The sequence below is a fragment of the Parabacteroides sp. An277 genome, from assembly GCF_002159645.1.
Taxonomy (GTDB): domain Bacteria; phylum Bacteroidota; class Bacteroidia; order Bacteroidales; family Tannerellaceae; genus Parabacteroides.
In genome coordinates this window covers 1-16,595 of sequence record NZ_NFJB01000017.1, presented here as the reverse complement: position 1 = coordinate 16,595, position 16,595 = coordinate 1, and the positions used below count along the sequence as shown (strand labels likewise).

The 16,595-nt window shown below is 45.6% G+C and carries 9 protein-coding genes and 1 pseudogene; 8 read left to right on the top strand and 2 right to left on the bottom strand.

Going from position 1 to position 16,595, the window contains the following annotated elements:
* Nucleotides 1-55 precede the first annotated feature (55 nt).
* Together B5F77_RS08365 and B5F77_RS08360 are read left to right on the top strand one after the other, a co-directional pair.
* Nucleotides 56-724, top strand: coding sequence for a hypothetical protein (locus B5F77_RS08365; RefSeq protein ID WP_140392844.1), 669 nt, complete (start codon nt 56-58; stop codon nt 722-724).
* 98 nt (nt 725-822) lie between these two features.
* A complete protein-coding gene (locus B5F77_RS08360) occupies nt 823-1,209 on the top strand; it encodes a hypothetical protein (protein WP_087329734.1) in 387 nt (128 codons plus the stop codon).
* A gap of 490 nt (nt 1,210-1,699) precedes the next feature.
* On the opposite strand, the gene B5F77_RS08355 is transcribed toward B5F77_RS08360, so the two are convergent.
* Nucleotides 1,700-3,610 (bottom strand): AAA domain-containing protein, encoded by a 1,911-nt coding sequence (locus B5F77_RS08355; RefSeq protein ID WP_087329732.1) that lies wholly within the window; start codon nt 3,608-3,610, stop codon nt 1,700-1,702.
* A gap of 324 nt (nt 3,611-3,934) precedes the next feature.
* Between B5F77_RS08355 and B5F77_RS08350 the strand changes: the two genes are divergently transcribed.
* The 6 genes from B5F77_RS08350 to B5F77_RS08325 all read left to right on the top strand — a co-directional run bounded on the left by B5F77_RS08350 (nt 3,935) and on the right by B5F77_RS08325 (nt 15,969).
* A complete protein-coding gene (locus B5F77_RS08350) occupies nt 3,935-6,100 on the top strand; it encodes an HRDC domain-containing protein (protein ID WP_239445873.1) in 2,166 nt (721 codons plus the stop codon).
* Between the two features lie 249 nt (nt 6,101-6,349).
* On the top strand, nt 6,350-9,640 hold the full coding sequence (locus B5F77_RS08345) for a TonB-dependent receptor (RefSeq protein WP_087329730.1): 3,291 nt from the start codon (nt 6,350-6,352) through the stop codon (nt 9,638-9,640).
* A 23-nt stretch (nt 9,641-9,663) separates the two neighbouring features.
* A complete protein-coding gene (locus tag B5F77_RS08340; RefSeq protein ID WP_087329728.1) occupies nt 9,664-11,430 on the top strand; it encodes a RagB/SusD family nutrient uptake outer membrane protein in 1,767 nt (588 codons plus the stop codon).
* A 238-nt stretch (nt 11,431-11,668) separates the two neighbouring features.
* Nucleotides 11,669-12,544, top strand: coding sequence for an endonuclease/exonuclease/phosphatase family protein (locus B5F77_RS08335; RefSeq protein ID WP_087329726.1), 876 nt, complete (start codon nt 11,669-11,671; stop codon nt 12,542-12,544).
* 172 nt (nt 12,545-12,716) lie between these two features.
* Entirely contained in the window at nt 12,717-13,121 is a 405-nt protein-coding gene (locus B5F77_RS08330) for a hypothetical protein (RefSeq protein ID WP_087329724.1), read from the top strand.
* Complete coding sequence (locus tag B5F77_RS08325) at nt 13,105-15,969, top strand: AAA domain-containing protein (RefSeq protein ID WP_162607969.1); 2,865 nt, start codon at nt 13,105-13,107, stop codon at nt 15,967-15,969. The genes B5F77_RS08330 and B5F77_RS08325 overlap by 17 nt, the downstream gene beginning before the upstream one ends.
* A 10-nt stretch (nt 15,970-15,979) precedes the next feature.
* Here the strand turns inward: B5F77_RS08325 and B5F77_RS08320 are convergent.
* Nucleotides 15,980-16,528: pseudogene (locus B5F77_RS08320) on the bottom strand (hypothetical protein); the annotation flags it as partial.
* Nucleotides 16,529-16,595: the final 67 nt, after the last annotated feature.

Here is a 16,595-nt window from a genome sequence, read left to right as displayed (position 1 = left end):
AAAAAATGGGTCTGATGTTGGGGAACTGAGGAGGACAGAAAATTGGTATAATTTTATGGAACGAATAGAAGAATGTGCTGTAAATCTATTAGCTGCTTATGGTTCAGGAGATAATGAAACATTATTGAAACAAGCCAAATTTCTTGCATATAGAATATCAAGAAATGAAAATCAATTTTGTAGACTTACTCATTATTATATTGTAGCGAAAGCATTGGATAAACTATTGGATTTAGACGATCAATTAAACTTTTCTGATGCGTTGTATGGTTCTATTATCAAGTTAATATATTATTGCTTATTAAGAAATTATCTTGAATATAGTGATCTACCACATACTGATACTAAATATGCTGACTTAGTTGGAGGATGTGAATTAGCATTTGTTATCATATGTGAGAATATTAATTTTATTATGTACAATATAATAGGAGGTTCCTTGCAGTCTCTACCCAATAAGTCAGAAGAAATTATTCGTAACCAATTATTGTTGTTTGGTGGAATTGTAAAGAATTCAATAGAAAATCATTATCAGCATTTTTCAGAAGAACAATTGAGTAATAGGTTTAAAAGAGATTCAGCTCCTTTGTATCCTTTTCTATTAACTGGAGATTATTTAGAAGTTTTCAAGATCGGATACAAATCAACTATTCACGATATTTGTAAAAAAATGGAGATACATAAACTCACTAAAAATGATGATGATTTCTTTGTCCCCTTTTAAATTTGCATCAAATAAGATTATGGTGACAATCGAAATCCAACGTATTATCCTGCTAAGTTTAATATAAAAATAATCTATTACAATCATATAATAAGATCATGGGCCTATTTTCATTTTTTAAGAAACATAAAGAATATTGCGAATACATAGATAAATTGGAAAAAGAGCATAAATATATAGATTTTGCTGGTAACGTTATAGAATCTCCAATTGGAAGCTATTGGCATGAAAACGATGATAATCATGGAAGACTTTATAACTTATATGCAAGTAAACATGATATTAATTTCATCAAACAATTGGTATCTTTAGACTATTTTATATGCTTAGGCAATTTCGATCCGTACACTCTATATCGAGAAGAACGGGGAGATAAACCTATAGGTATATATCAAAAAAACAATGATTTGTTCAACATTTATGAAGGTGATATGGAAGAAATAGAACAAAAAGGTTATCAATATGTCTTATTCAAAAAGAAATAGAATAACCATTTGAATACACACTTAATATGATCTTGCTATAATACCGAAGCCGATGCGGAACTTGTTCGCATCATGGCGATGTGGCTAGGTGGTTAAATAGAAAATGGGCGACGAACCAGAACCGTCTTTCATATTGCTCCTTGCCTTTTGTTTTCAGCTCTGTTCCCAAAGAGATCTGAAGTATTATAAAATAAAAGCGTGGGAACTGTTATATTACCGTTCAGAAGTATCCCCATACTCACTACAAGTAATATAAAGCCCCACGCCTATATTTATAATAGCTTGCACGGAGGCAATACTTATTACGCATATAGGGCTATGGAGCGTTTATCAACATTATCCATTGTAGCTAATGAAATTGGGGATTTCCTGAACACGGATAATATCTTCAAACGCTTTCTTACTTTGTTGCTCTTTATTTCATTTGAGCACGACAAAAATATACATAATATTGATACGACCCTACAAATTGACGGGGAATTTAGATATTTTAGTCCGCCAACCGGATCACTTTCCCTTTCTCCTCTACATATTGATATAATTTCCGGTAAAAAGCGTGTCGCGAGAGTGTGGAAGCGTCGCCCAAGATGATGAGCTTCATACGGGCACGGGTGATGGCGACATTCATCCGTCGAAGGTCGGAAAGGAAGCCAATCTTTCCCGCTTCGTTCGCGCGCACTAAACTAATAAGGATGACATCGCGTTCTTGTCCTTGGAAGCCATCAACCGTATGCACGGTCAAAAGTCTTCGCAAGGGTTTGAAAAAGGATGTCTTTTTCAATAGCCTCCGGAGATAATAGACTTGTGCTTTATAGGGCGAGATAATGCCAAAGTCGATATTTTCTTCAAGGACACGTTCCTTTCCTATGCGTTCAATGTAGATTTGAAGTTGGAGCAGGAGCAATTCTGCCTCTTTCCGGTTGAGGCGGCTTTGCCCTTCTGCTTGCATATCTTCAGCAAATTCACAACCGGTAGTATCTGTCCAAACCAAGGGCGTATCCCATTCTAAGATGCCTCGATGCTTTACTTCGGGTGCTGCTTTCAGTTGATTATCATAAAACCAAGCAGAAGAAAAGCCCATGATGGCTTCATTCATCCGGTATTGGAGCGTCAGGAGCGAGACGGTCTCCGGCTTCCGGGCGGCAACCTTTTGCATTAAGGTGCGGTCGAGACCCTCGTGCATGGCTTCCGGACATTTGATTGTCGGGGGAAGTTGCTGGTGGTCTCCTGCCAGGATGACACGCTCGGCTTTCCGGATGGCAATCCATGAGGCTGCTTCCAAAGCTTGCGCCGCTTCGTCGATAAAGAGCGTTGTGAAATGATGTGTCTCAAGCAACCGATGGGAGGCTCCGACCAGCGTACAAGCCACTACGCGCGCTTCGTCGAACAACTCCATATCGATTTTTACTTCCAATTCCGTTGCGCGATAACGAAGTTTGGAAAGTCGGTTACGATCCGTCTCGCGTTGGTTTGCATTCCGGTTCCGAAGATTCGCTTGGATTTCGCGGATTGCTTTACGAATGCCCCACAATTCCGTATAATCGGGGTGGGCTTCAAACCGCCGTTCGTAGGTAAAGGAAAGCATCTTATCGTTCACGCGCGTCGGATTTCCAATGCGAAGCACATTGACGCCTCTATCTACCAATTTTTCCGATATCCAATCCACCGCCATATTACTTTGTGCGCAAACCAATACTTGGTTCTCGCGATGGAGCGTCTCATAGATGGCTTCGACCAGCGTCGTCGTCTTTCCCGTCCCGGGAGGTCCATGTACGATGGCCACATCCTTTGCCGCTAATACTTCATTGACCGCTTTTTCTTGCGAAGCATTCAGCCAAGGGAATCGGATCGGGAAGAGCTTCAGCTTGGCCACCGGCTGGTTTCCTAAAAGGATATCCCGCAATTCGGCAAGCCTGTCCTTCTTGGCGGCCATTACCTCTTTCAAAGCAGAGAACATAGCCCGATAACTGGTTTCATCGAAGTAGAGTTGGATGCCCAAATCCGTCTCTGCTTTTATTTCGGCTAAAGCAAGGGGCGATGGAAGCGATACGACCATCCGGTCGTCTTGTACATAGCTCACGACCGAAGTAAAATTGAAAAACACAGGTTTCCCACTGCTATCCGTCTTGAAAAAGCGGACCGGACGACCATATTCAAAGGCATGTTCCACCTCCTGTGCCATGCGCCTTTCTATTTCGACAACTAATTGGTTCAGCGAATTATAATAGCTTCTTCCCGTCGATACCGGATACCAACAAATGCCATTCCGCACATTCCGCTCGATGCCCGCTTGGGTCGACGAGACTTCATACGCTTCTTTTTCATAAGCATATTCTTTCTCTAACGCATTGTATTGCAATTGCAAATCAGCCGTCGGTGTAATTATCGGGTTTCGTATCATGATGCAAAGATACGAAGAATGTCTTTTCCAGAAAAGAGGGTAGGGGGGCTTGTTCAAAGTAGAAGGTGTTTTCTTCCGGACACCGTTATCCATTCTTCCAAACATAACGATGGTTTCTTCACGTATCGACGATGTTTATACAAATATCGTCGATATTTGTATATCTTTAGCCTAAATATACAGAAATATCGACGATACGTGAAGAATTTATCGGCGGGAAAGAAAGTTTTTCTCCTATTGAAAATAAAAAATCAATGGGATAAAGTGATAAAACCGGAGAAAAGATATAACTTTGTAACCGAAACCAATCATATAAATACGACTATGAACAGAGAACAATTTGAAGGCCAGATTAGCTATGAACCAGCAGAAATGGTACAAATGGACGAACAAATGCGCTTGGCGCTCGAGATCTTGAAGAACACCCACACCCATCTTTTCCTGACGGGAAAGGCCGGAACGGGCAAAACGACTTTCTTGAAGAATTTGAAACATTATTGCCAGAAGCGAATGATTGTATTGGCACCTACGGGCGTAGCGGCGATGAATGCCGGCGGCGTAACGATTCATTCGTTTTTCCAATTGCCTTTCGGACCCTATATTTCGGGAAATTTCTCGAGGAAATCGGAACAGAAGTTTCATCGCTTTGGGAAAGAAAAGATGCAAATTGTGAGGAGCTTGGACTTATTGGTGATAGATGAGGTGAGCATGGTGCGGGCTGATTTGTTGGATGCGGTAAGTGATGCGTTGAAACGATATAGGCAAGATTGGCGTCCGTTCGGGGGCGTTCAATTGCTAATGATTGGCGATTTGCAACAATTAGCTCCGGTGGTCAAAGAGGATGAATGGGAATTGTTGTGCGGACGTTATGTTTCGCCTTTCTTTTTTGATAGCCACGAGCTGAAGCGGAGCATGTATTGGCAAGTTGAATTGCGCGAAGTGTATCGGCAATCGGACGCTTCGTTTGTAGAGATATTGAACCAAGTGCGGGAGAATCGATTGGATGTAGATGCTTTTCAGAAGTTAAATGAACGTTATATGCCTGGCTTTCGTCCTTCGGAGGCGGAGCATTTTATCTTGTTGACTACGCATAATTATAAAGCCCAGCAGATAAATAACGATCGTTTAAACCAATGCCCGGGTTCTTCTTTTTTATTCCAAGCCGAGGTGAAAGGCGATTTTCCTTCGTATAACTATCCAACGGAAGAAAACTTGATGCTCAAAGCGGGTGCGCAAGTTATGTTTGTTAAAAATGACTCCTCAGGCGAAGGGCGTTATTATAATGGTAAGTTAGGGCGGATTACTTCGATTTCATCTTCGAGAATCATTGTAACGGATAAGGAAGGCAAAGAGATACAGGTCGGGCGTGAGATGTGGAAGAACATGAAATATGCGTTGAATCCATCCACAAAAGCGATAGAGGAGAAACTGGTAGGTACTTTTGTGCAATATCCGTTGAAGTTAGCTTGGGCAATCACCATCCATAAAAGCCAAGGTTTGACATTTGAACGGGCGATCATCGATGTCTCGGAAGCTTTTACGCATGGACAAATTTATGTAGCGTTGAGCCGTTGCCGTACGTGGGAAGGCTTGGTATTGAATGCGCCTATTTCGCCACAACTTTTCGTAGATGATGAACGGATTGTGCAATTTACCAAAGAAATGCCAGCCCATCTTCCCACACCAGCACAATTAAAAGCGGAACAACAACGATATTATTTTCATCTCTTGTTGGAATTATTTGATTTTAAAGAGCTGTATCAAGCTATTTTTCAACTGACAAGTGCGTGTTGTCGCCATATCGGTACATTGTATACTGAATTTTGTAAACAGAATGAAGTGTATCGGAACACGTTTGGAAAAAAGGTGGAATGCATAGGTCTTAATTTCCAAAAGCAATTAAAAGAGCTATTTGCCCAGTCTATCGATTATTTGCAAGATGACTATTTGCAAGAACGGATACGAAAAGGATGCGCTTATTTCTTATCCAAGTTGGATGAACTATGTCTGCCTCTTTTGAAAGTAAAAGAGTTGGATATGGACAATAAGCAGAACCGGAAACAACTACATACCTTTCTCGCCTCCCTGGAAGAACGCTTGGGCATGAAACGTGCTACCTTGGAGGCTTCCCGCGAAGGTTTCTCTATTGAAGCTTATCTTTCGGCTAAGGCGAAGGCGATTGCAACAGATTGGACGGGGAAAGAAAAGAAGAAATCTTTAGAAATAACAAAAGCCGATATATTGCATCCCGATTTATTTAACCGTTTAAAATCATGGCGATGGGAACTGGCTAAAGAAAAAGACGTGCCAGCTTATGTAATTCTCCAAACAAAAGTCCTTTTAGGCATTGCTAATCTTTTACCTCAAAACGAAGAGGATTTAAGAAGTGTTCCGGGTATGGGCGATAAAAGAGTTGAACGTTATGGTGCGGAATTACTGAAAATCGTGAAGGATTATCAGGAAAATCTTTCAAACAGATCTCTCAAGTAATCGTTGTAATCCTTAAAAGCTAATATATAGGTATGAGTTGTCTTTATTTTATTGGTAACTTGTTTACAGCAAAATTATAATAAAGATAGGATTTGCTAAATGCAGGTGAATTTTTAGATGTAATCAAATCGATACAAGCTTGTATTTGGATTGCAATGTTTTCTACATATTCTTATAATTTGAAGGTTGTTCCTTTGCAGCGTCTAAAGGACGAAACTTTTTAAATAGAAAAACTAATTTTGTTTTAGTATGAGGTTATCAAGTAAACTGCTCCGCACAGCCGGAGTACTTTGTGTAGCGGGAACATTGCAAGGAATACCTTCTGTGTGGGCCGCTGTTCCAATCGAAATTCCGGATTTCGTGCAGCAAGAAGGTACTTATGTATTGACGGGTACGGTGGTGGACGAAGCCGGAATACCGGTCATTGGAGCAAATATCGTAGAGAAAGGAACACTGAACGGGACTGTAACGGATATGGACGGAAATTTTTCGCTTCGTATTCATTCTGATGCAGTACTGACCGTTTCGTATATCGGATATACGACGCTGGAAATCCCTACAGAAGGAAAAGAAAAATTGGACATCCAGTTGAAAGAGGATTCTCAAGCGTTGAGCGAGATTGTCGTAGTAGGTTACGGTACACAAAAGAAGGTGAATTTGACAGGAGCTGTAGAACAAGTCACCAGCGAAGTGTTCGACAATCGTTCCGTGGCAAATGCGACACAAGCCTTGCAAGGTTCAATCCCGAATTTGAACATCCAATTGACCGATGGTAAACCGAATCGTACGGCAAGTTTTAATGTGCGTGGTACGACTTCCATCGGTCAGGGTGGTAATGCGTTGGTATTGATTGACGGAGTAGAAGGCGACCCGTCGATGTTGAATCCGAACGATATCGCAAGTGTATCTGTTTTGAAAGATGCGGCATCGGCTGCTATTTATGGAGCACGCGGTACGTTTGGTGTAGTCTTGATTACGACCAAAGAACCGAACAAGGATAAGACTTCTATTACTTATTCTGGAAACTTTTCCTTGCAACGTCCGACGAGCGTACCTGATTTTATCACAGATGGATATGAATACGCCAGTCATTTTTATGAAGCTTACCATGCGTATAATGATTATTCGGCCGATCCGAAGAATATCAACAAATCGCAGGAGTTCTCACTCGCTTGGTTAGAAGAATTCAAACGTCGCAAAGAACAAGGCATCACGCAAGAATGGGAAATCGATGCGAACGGAAAGTATACCTATTATGGGAACACTGACTGGTATAGTGAATTGTATAAGAAAAACACATTCGCACAAGACCATAACTTGTCTATTAGCGGCAATAATGGGAAACTGAATTACTATGTTTCGGGTCGTTTCTATGGATACGATGGTTTGTTTAAATACAATACAGATAATTATAAGGCCATGAACCTTCGTGCCAAAGGTTCTATCCAAGTATTCGATTGGTTGAAAATCGAGAACAACATGGAATTCTCGAACAACGATTACCATAATCCTATTAATATTGGTGAAGGCGGCGCCATCTGGCGTAACTTGGCAGACGAAGGACATCCCAGTTCGCCCATATACAATCCAGACGGAACGTTTACGCAATCGGCTGCTTATACATTGGGCGACTTTATTTATGGAAAGAACGGCATCGATACGAACAACCGTGTCTTGAGGAATACAACCAGCTTCACCGCTTCTTTTCTTGAGAACAAATTGCATGTCCGTGGAGATTTCACTTTCCGTAATACGGACGAAGGACAGACGCAACGCCGTGTCCCAGTTCCTTACAGTACAGTGGAAGGACAGACCACTATGTTAGGTTCAGATACGAATGACCTGCAGGAATACAAGACACAGACCAACTACATTGCCACCAATATCTATGCGGATTACGAGAATACATTCAACGACGCCCACTACTTCAAAGGCATGGTGGGATACAATTACGAGCAATCCACGTATGATGCGCTGACCGTCCGTCGCAATGGTTTGCTGCTGGAAGATTCAGAAAACATCAACTTAGCATTGGGTGACGCTATTACGACGTCGGGCGCTTACAATAAATGGCGCATTGCAGGTGGTTTTTTCCGATTGAATTATGCTTACAAAGATCGTTATTTGGTAGAGGTGAACGGACGTTATGATGGTTCATCTAAGTTTCCGATGGATCAACAATGGGCATTCTTTCCTTCTATTTCGGCAGGTTGGCGTCTTTCAGAAGAAGCATTCTGGAAAGTAGATCCGAAGATCATGTCTGACTTGAAGATTCGTGCTTCTTATGGTTCGCTGGGAAATGGTAATGTCGATCCGTATAGCTATATGGAATTGCTGGGCATCTCGACTTCGAACCGCGTATTGAACGGTTTGCTGAACAAATATACCAGTGCACCAGCAGTAATGCCTGATGGTTTGACATGGGAAACCGCTACAACTACTGATATTGGAGCCGACTTTGGTTCATTGGACGGACGTCTCCGCTTTACGGGAGACTATTATATCCGTAAGACGACCGATATGTATACGGTAGGACAGACATTGCCTGATGTATTCGGCGCCAGTTCTCCGAAAGGAAACTATGCCGATATGACGACACGCGGATGGGAAATTACTTTAACCTGGCGAGACCAATTCCAATTGGCCGATAAACCCTTCAATTACGAAGTACGTGGTACATTGGCTGATTACAAATCTACCATCGACCGTTACAACAATACGACCAAGAATCTGAGCGATTATTACGAAGGCATGGAGCTGGGCGAAATCTGGGGCTACGTGACGGAAGGTCTCTTCCAAAGCCAAGAGGAAATAGACAATCATGCAGACCAGACGCTTATCCAATCTTCGGCAGGGCATAATACATATGTGGGCGACGTGAAGATTCAAGACTTGAACGACGATGGTGTCATCGACGATGGAGCCAATACGTTGGACGACCATGGTGATAAGAAGATTATTGGCAACAGCCTTCCACGTTTTACATATAGCGTCAATCTGAGTGCCGATTGGAATAACTTCTTCGTGTCTGCTTTCTTCCAAGGCGTAGGTAAACAGGATTGGTATCCAAGTAATGAATGTATCTTCTGGGGACAATACAATCGTCCATACAATAACCTGCCGGCTTGGCATCTGGGTAATTACTGGACGGAAGATAACCGTGATGCTTACCTGCCTCGTTATTCTGGCTATAATAACTCTATTAAGACCACGACGCAGACGCGCTACCTCCAGAACGTTGCCTATATCCGTTTGAAGAACTTGCAGGTCGGATATAATCTGCCTCGGAACATAGTCGATAAGATGCGGATGCAGAACGCCCGCGTTTACATCTCGGCCGAGAATGTGTGGTGTTGGTCTCCGCTCTATAAACATACGCGGGATTTGGACGTGACGAACATCTATGGTTCCGACCCCGACCTGACCAGCGCCAATGTGGATAACAACAAAGGTGGCGTTAACGTAGACCATGGTAGTGGCGACGGACAGAGTTATCCGCAAATGATGAGCATCAGCTTAGGTGTATCTGTAACATTTTAATCCGTAAATAAAAGAAAGAACAAATGAAAAGACAATTGATAATTCCGTTTGCGTCCGCTTGCCTGCTTTTCTCGGCTTGTTCGATGGACGAAATACCGCAGGCTTCGGTGGATAAAGAAACCGTGTTCAGCAATGAAAAAGGTTTAGAGACGTATTCTTATTCCTTTTATAATATGTTACCTTCGGTCGACGATGGCTTCCGTCAGGATGCTATGTGCGACTACGGTGCCGTGGGCAATTACGATGATTTCATTCGTCGGGGCGCTTATTCTCCAGATGTCAGCACGGGTTGGGATTGGGGCGATTTACGCAACATCAATTATTTTATCGAGAATTGTACGAGCGACGCTATCGACGAGAGCGTACGGAACGATTACATCGGATTGGCCCGTTTCTTCCGCGCTTATTTCTATTACGAGAAGTTGGTGCGTTTTGGCGATGTGCCTTGGATCGACCATCCATTGGGCGTAGACGATGAATTGCTTTATGCTCCGCGTGATCCACGTACGGTAGTTGTGCAGCACATGTTGGAGGATTTGGATTTTGCGTGCCAACATATCTCGCGGACAAGCGATGAGACGGGTTCGTTGGTGACAAAGTGGGTGGCTTACGCCTTTAAGTCCCGCGTTTGCCTCTTCGAAGGTACGTTCCGCAAATACCATACGGAGCTGGGCTTGGCGGATACGGCCAACGAATTATTGCAACAAGCCGCCGACGCTGCGCAGACGGTCATGAACGAAAGCGGCTATTCCATCTACACGGGGGCAGGCGAGGATGCTTCTTTCCGCTCTTTGTTCATCAGCAACTCGCCTGTTACGAGCGAAGTCATGCTGGCCAGCGTGGCCGATGAAGGCTTAGGCGTCTTGGGCGAAGCCAACTGGTGGTGGACTTCGGGTACGTATGGCCCGCGTTTCAGTATGATTCGTTCGTTCATCAATCTTTTCTTGATGACAGACGGTACGCCTTTCACGGATAAGCCGAACCATGAGCAAATCGAATTTTACGATGAATGCCAGAACCGCGACAAGCGTTTGGCGCAAACCATCCGCACGCCGGGTTATACGCGCAACGGTGTCCCGACGGCTCCCAACTTCAATGGCTATTCTTACACAGGCTACCAACCTATCAAGTATAGCTTGGACGATCCTTACTACGACGGTGGTCCTTTCAATACGAATGCGATTCCAATCTTCCGTTATGCCGAAGTGTTGTTGAATTATGCTGAGGCCAAAGCGGAAATGGGTACTTTGACGGACGATGATTGGGCAAATACCATCGGTGTCTTGCGGGCACGTGCCGGGATTACGGGAGGCTTGAGCACCAAACCGACGAAGGTGGACAAATATCTGCAAGAAACCTATTTTCCAGATATTAACGACCCTGTCCTCCTCGAAGTACGCCGTGAGCGTTCTGTCGAGTTAGCTTTGGAAGGTTTCCGCTTTACCGACCTTTTGCGCTGGAAGCGGGGCGAACTGATGATGATGCGATGGACGGGCATTTATGTCCCTGCTTTGAACGTACAAATGGACCTCGACCACGACGGTACGACCGATGTGATCTTCTACAAAGGGGAAACGCCGACGGGCCTTCCTGCCTCTTGCACACCGATTTCCGTGGCGGGTGGAAGCGAAACACGCCAAGGCTTGACGGGTACGAACTCAGGAAACCTCACCTGGTATGACAACGATCCCGATCGCATTTGGTACGACGACGACCGCCAGTATTATTATCCAATCCCGAAGAACTCCATTACGTTGAATCAAAATTTGGAGCAAAATCCAGGTTGGTAAGAAGATAAAATCCATCGCACCGGCAGGAAAACTTCCCGAGGTGCCGATGGATTCTTTCCGAGATAGGCATCTTTTCTTCAAATATCGTCGATGTTTCTTTATCTTTAGGCTAAAGATACACAAATATCGACGATATTTGTACAAACATCGACGATACGCGAAGAATAGTCCGTTAGGAAAGGAACTTTTCATAAGCAAGAAAGCAAGTTTTGGTCAAACCCATTAAAGATTATATCAAATGAAACGTGTTTATAGTATGTTATGTGCCGCTATCTTGAGTGCTATATTGCTGGGAGCGTGTACGATGAATGGAAAAGGGAATAAGGATGCCAAGTGCCGGATGCAGGTGGCAACGTTCAATTTGCGGATGGATACGCCGTATGATAGCCTCGATGCGTGGCCCAACCGTAAGGAGATGGTAAAGAGTTTGGTGCGCTTCCATGATTTCGATATCTTTGGTACGCAGGAAGGTTTTAAGCATCAATTGGATGGAATACTCGAACTGGGTAACTACGCTTACATTGGCGCGGGGCGCGACGATGGGCAAGAGGCAGGCGAGCATTCGGCTATCTTTTATAAAAAGGAGCGCTTCGAAGTGCTGGAGAAAGGCGACTTCTGGTTCTCCGAAACACCCGACGTGCCGGGAAAAGGTTGGGATGCGACGTGTTGCAACCGTATCTGTTCGTGGGGCAAGTTCAAGGATTTGGAGAGCGGCAAGGTGTTCTATTTCTTTAATTCGCATTACGACCATCAAGGAGTTGTGGCGCGTCGCGAATCCTCTAAATTATTATTAAAGAAGATAAAGGAAATAGCTGGTGAAAAAGCCATTGTCTTTGCGACGGGAGACTTTAACGCCGTCCCGACCGACGAGCCCATCACGATCCTTGCTGCCGATGGATTGTTGAAAGATTCCTACGAGATGACCCAGGAACCGCCTTATGGTACGGTCGGCACCTTTAGTAGTTTCCACCTGGACGCGCCGATGAAGAATCGCATCGACTATGTGTGGGTGACAGATGGCATTGAGGTCGAGAAATATGGCGTATTGAATGAACAACAATACGGGCATTTCCCTTCTGACCATTTCCCTGTCATGCTGAAAGTTGTATTTTAAATAGCCGGACACATCCCGCCGCCTATTGCTTTCTCCTGATAATTCCTTTATCTTTGTGCGCATGAAATAAGGTGAGGTAAATTATTGGCAGGAAATTGCGGACGTACATTTTGCCGAAGCAGGAAGCCTACGGACGCGTTATACGGAATTATATCGGATATTCAATGAGATATTGAACGAACAAACGCGCGAAGGCGGGATGAGTTTTGCCGGCCCGTTTGCCCGGATGGATTTCATCTGCAAGCGGAAGGAGGCAAGCACGGAAATGTATCGAGACATTAATCGTTTCCGTGCACGTTGCCGCGAATTGTCCAGCTTCGAGGATTCTTTTTTAAGCAAAGCGTACCGGTATGATTTAAAAGCGCTGGTCACGTTCGTTGCCTTTGTCTATGCCTGCGAAATACCGAAGGAACTTGCCGAGGAATTGCCGGGAGACGTTTCCCACGAAATGCATCCTATCTCCGAACCCCAATGTATCCGGATGGTAGTAGACCGCTGGGACGCACGTTTTATTTATGGTAAAACCACCGGCATCGAGTCTGAAACCATTTGCGCCTGCTATGCCTTTACGAACTGATTATATCGGGTCCTTACTGACGGAGCACACGCAACTGAACTTGGTGCATCCTCGTCTGGAAGAGGGCGTATATTATCCGGAATTGATTATCGTCGAGCCTGATTCCTTATTGGATATTTCTTCTATTGCGGCTTGCTTTGAGAGTTACGGCGTCACTCCGCTGACTTATTTAGTCAACAAAATCAAGCCAGCTGCTAACTCCAAAGCTATTTTATTGGGAAATTTTGCCAGCCAGCTATTAGATGAAGAAATCTATAACGGAACGGAACACGAACCGGATTATAAAGCCAGCGTGCAACGTTTCTTCCAACATAATCCGTTAAGCCTGGTTACTTGCCCGGACATGGATCCGACCTTCCACACCGAAGCCCGGAAGCAACAAATGAACCTCCATCGCATGATTCAAACCCAATTCAGCCAGATACCGGGAATCGATATGGAACAGCTTGTGCTGGAACCTTCGTTTGTCTCCGAAATGTTGGGCATACAAGGGCGTATGGATTTATTACAACTGGACAAGCATGTGCTGATGGAACAGAAGTCGGGCAAACGGGAATACCTGACGAACCGCCACGTGGAGAAGCATTACGTGCAAATGCTGCTCTACCTCGCTTTGCTCCATTATAATTATGGATTACGCAATGAGCAGATCCTTTGCTTCCTGCTATATTCTAAATATGAAGACGGATTGCTGAAGGAAGGCGCCGCGCCCAAGCTGCTTTTCGAAGCGATCCGGGTGCGGAATGAGATTGTCCACTTGGAGTTGGGCTATGGCGAGGGTGAGGCCGGGAAGGTGTTCCGCGCCTTGACGCCGGAGGCATTGAACGTGAAGAACGTCTCGGGCAAGCTGTGGGAGGAATATACCCGTCCGCAGCTCCAAGCCCTGTTCCGTCCGTACCATGCTGCGTCGGAGGTGGAACGTGCCTATTTCGACCGCTTCTTTGCCTTTGTCGAGAAAGAGCATATCCTTTCCAAGCTCGGCAACGCGACGCAAGAGGCCAGCGGTTTCGCTTCGCTTTGGAATGCCTCGCTCGACGAGAAGCGGCAAGCGGGGAATATCTTCGACCGCCTGCTACTGAAAGGGTTGGAATCGCTCTCGGGCACGGGCATCGACCGGGTGACGCTCCTCATCCCCAATGAAGAGGAGAACGACCTGCCCAACTTCCGGGTGGGAGATGTCGTGTTGCTCTATGCCTATCCGATGACTGAAGAACCCGACGCGCGCCGCGCTTTGTTGCTTCGTTGCAGTATTAGCGATTTGCGGACGGACGAGGTCGTGCTTTCGCTCCGTGCGCCCCAGAAGAACCAGGCCGTGTTTCATGTGCCGGACTCGTATCGCTGGGCCATCGAGCACGACTTTATTGAATCTTCTTATACAACATTATATCGTGGGCTTTACGCCTTCCTTTCAGCCAAGGAAGACAGGAGGCAATGCCTCTTGGGAGGGCGGACGCCGCGTGTAGACGAGTCGCTCCGGTTGGTTGGCGATTACAGTCTGAATGGAGCCAGTCCCGAATTTAATGAATTGGCACTCCGCGCCAAGCAAGCGCAAGATTATTTCCTCTTGATTGGTCCGCCAGGCACAGGCAAGACCTCCTTCGGGCTGATGAGCATCTTGCAAGAAGAATTGCACGACGAGGCAGCTTCTGTCCTCTTGCTCTCTTATACGAACCGCGCGGTGGACGAGATCTGCAGCAAGCTCGTGCGGACGGAGTTGGATTTCATCCGCATTGGGACGGATGCTTCGTGTGATACGGCTTACAAACCTTACCTCCTCCGCAACCGGATGGAAGGATATGCACGCCTTTCGGATATAAAGAATGCCCTCCGCGAGATGCGTATCTTCGTAGGGACGACGGCCGCGTTCAGTTCGCAGATAGCCCTGTTCGGTTTGAAGTCCTTCTCGCTGGCGATTGTGGATGAGGCGTCCCAAATTCTGGAGCCGCACCTGCTTGGCATCCTGAGCGCCAAGCACCAGGGGCAGAACGCCATCCGCCGCTTTGTCCTCATTGGCGACCATAAGCAGCTCCCGGCGGTGGTGCAGCAAAGCGAAAAAGAGTCGGAGGTGGCCGACCCGTTGCTTCGCGCCATCGGGTTGGAGAATTGCCGCCAGTCCTTGTTCGAACGCCTGCTCCGCCTCTCGAAAGGAGACCCTTCACGCGTATTTTGCATGGAGAAACAGGGGCGTATGCATCCGGCCGTAAGCCTCTTTTCCAATCTTTTCTTTTATGGGCACCGATTAAAACCCGTGCCGATGGCGCATCAGTTGCGGGAGCTCTCTTTCCCCCACCCAGGGACTTCGACGATAGCGCGAATCGTATCCCAACGTCGGTTGGCGTTCTTTGCTTTGCCCTATTTGCCCCATACGGAGCCGGCGAAGGTCAACTCGGCAGAAGCCAAGCTCATTGCTTCGTTGGTGAAGGAGATCTGGTCGCTTTATACCGCGAATGGGAAGGCGTTCTCCGCCTCGCAGACGATAGGCATCATTGTCCCGTATCGCAATCAAATCGCCGTAATCCGTTCAGAGATAGAACGGTTCGGTATCGAGGCGTTGCGCGGTATTTCGATCGATACCGTCGAGCGGTACCAAGGGAGCGAACGCGATGTGATCCTATATGGCTTTACGGTTAAACAACATTACCAGCTCGATTTCCTTGCCGAGAATGTATTTGAAGAGGAAGGCATTGTGATCGACCGTAAGCTGAACGTGGCCCTGACCCGCGCCCGCGAGCAGCTTTTCCTCGTAGGCAACCCCGGCCTCCTTTCGCGCAACGAGACCTTCCGCCAGCTCATCTCTTTTGCCAAAGAGCAGGGCGGGTATGTGGAGGTCTCTTCCCTAAAATGGTAGCGGATTGAAACTATATCGTTTTATCTTTTGTCAGGAAAGTATCCATAATTTGTTTCCTAATTTTCTGCCAACTCGGTATCTGTTTAAGTTCTCGTCGTATCGGTGCATCATATAGCAGGAACAGCAAAAAGAGCAAGATGCAAGCATAAGCAGCCCATCCGTAAATTTGCTTGACGCTGATTTCGGTCATTTGCGACATGAACGCCTCCATGAAGTGTGGGATAGACATTCCATTGGCAGCCACATTGTCTATCGCCGCCCCATACCGTGCCATGTTGTCGGGAATATAATATTTCAGACCACGGGTGTAAATGGAAGCACCAATCACACCGCCCATGACCATGTGGAGCATTTGGAAAACGGCAAGGGATTGGAAAAAGTGCTGGAAACTCATGATTTCTTCCGCGCAGGTCAGAAAAGTCACGCTCAACACGGCATACCCGAACCCACGGCAAGCCATAGGCAGACACAACTGGGAGATGTGAATGTCGCTTGAAACCGTGAAATAGAATCCGAGCAGAATTCTAAGACCTACGCAAGCAATCGGTATTAACTTTATCGTTAAATAATTCTAACGGACTGGGACAGACGTTTCAGTCCGTTCAATTTCTATAGTTTAGTAAATC

Coding starts and splice junctions, on each gene's coding strand:
- B5F77_RS08340 (WP_087329728.1), top strand. CDS start 9,664: ATGAAAAGACAATTGATAATTCCGTTTGCGTCCGCTTGCCTGCTTTTC.
- B5F77_RS08345 (WP_087329730.1), top strand. CDS start 6,350: ATGAGGTTATCAAGTAAACTGCTCCGCACAGCCGGAGTACTTTGTGTA.
- B5F77_RS08355 (WP_087329732.1), bottom strand. CDS start 3,610: ATGATACGAAACCCGATAATTACACCGACGGCTGATTTGCAATTGCAA.
- B5F77_RS08350 (WP_239445873.1), top strand. CDS start 3,935: ATGAACAGAGAACAATTTGAAGGCCAGATTAGCTATGAACCAGCAGAA.
- B5F77_RS08360 (WP_087329734.1), top strand. CDS start 823: ATGGGCCTATTTTCATTTTTTAAGAAACATAAAGAATATTGCGAATAC.
- B5F77_RS08365 (WP_140392844.1), top strand. CDS start 56: ATGGAACGAATAGAAGAATGTGCTGTAAATCTATTAGCTGCTTATGGT.
- B5F77_RS08335 (WP_087329726.1), top strand. CDS start 11,669: ATGAAACGTGTTTATAGTATGTTATGTGCCGCTATCTTGAGTGCTATA.
- B5F77_RS08325 (WP_162607969.1), top strand. CDS start 13,105: ATGCCTTTACGAACTGATTATATCGGGTCCTTACTGACGGAGCACACG.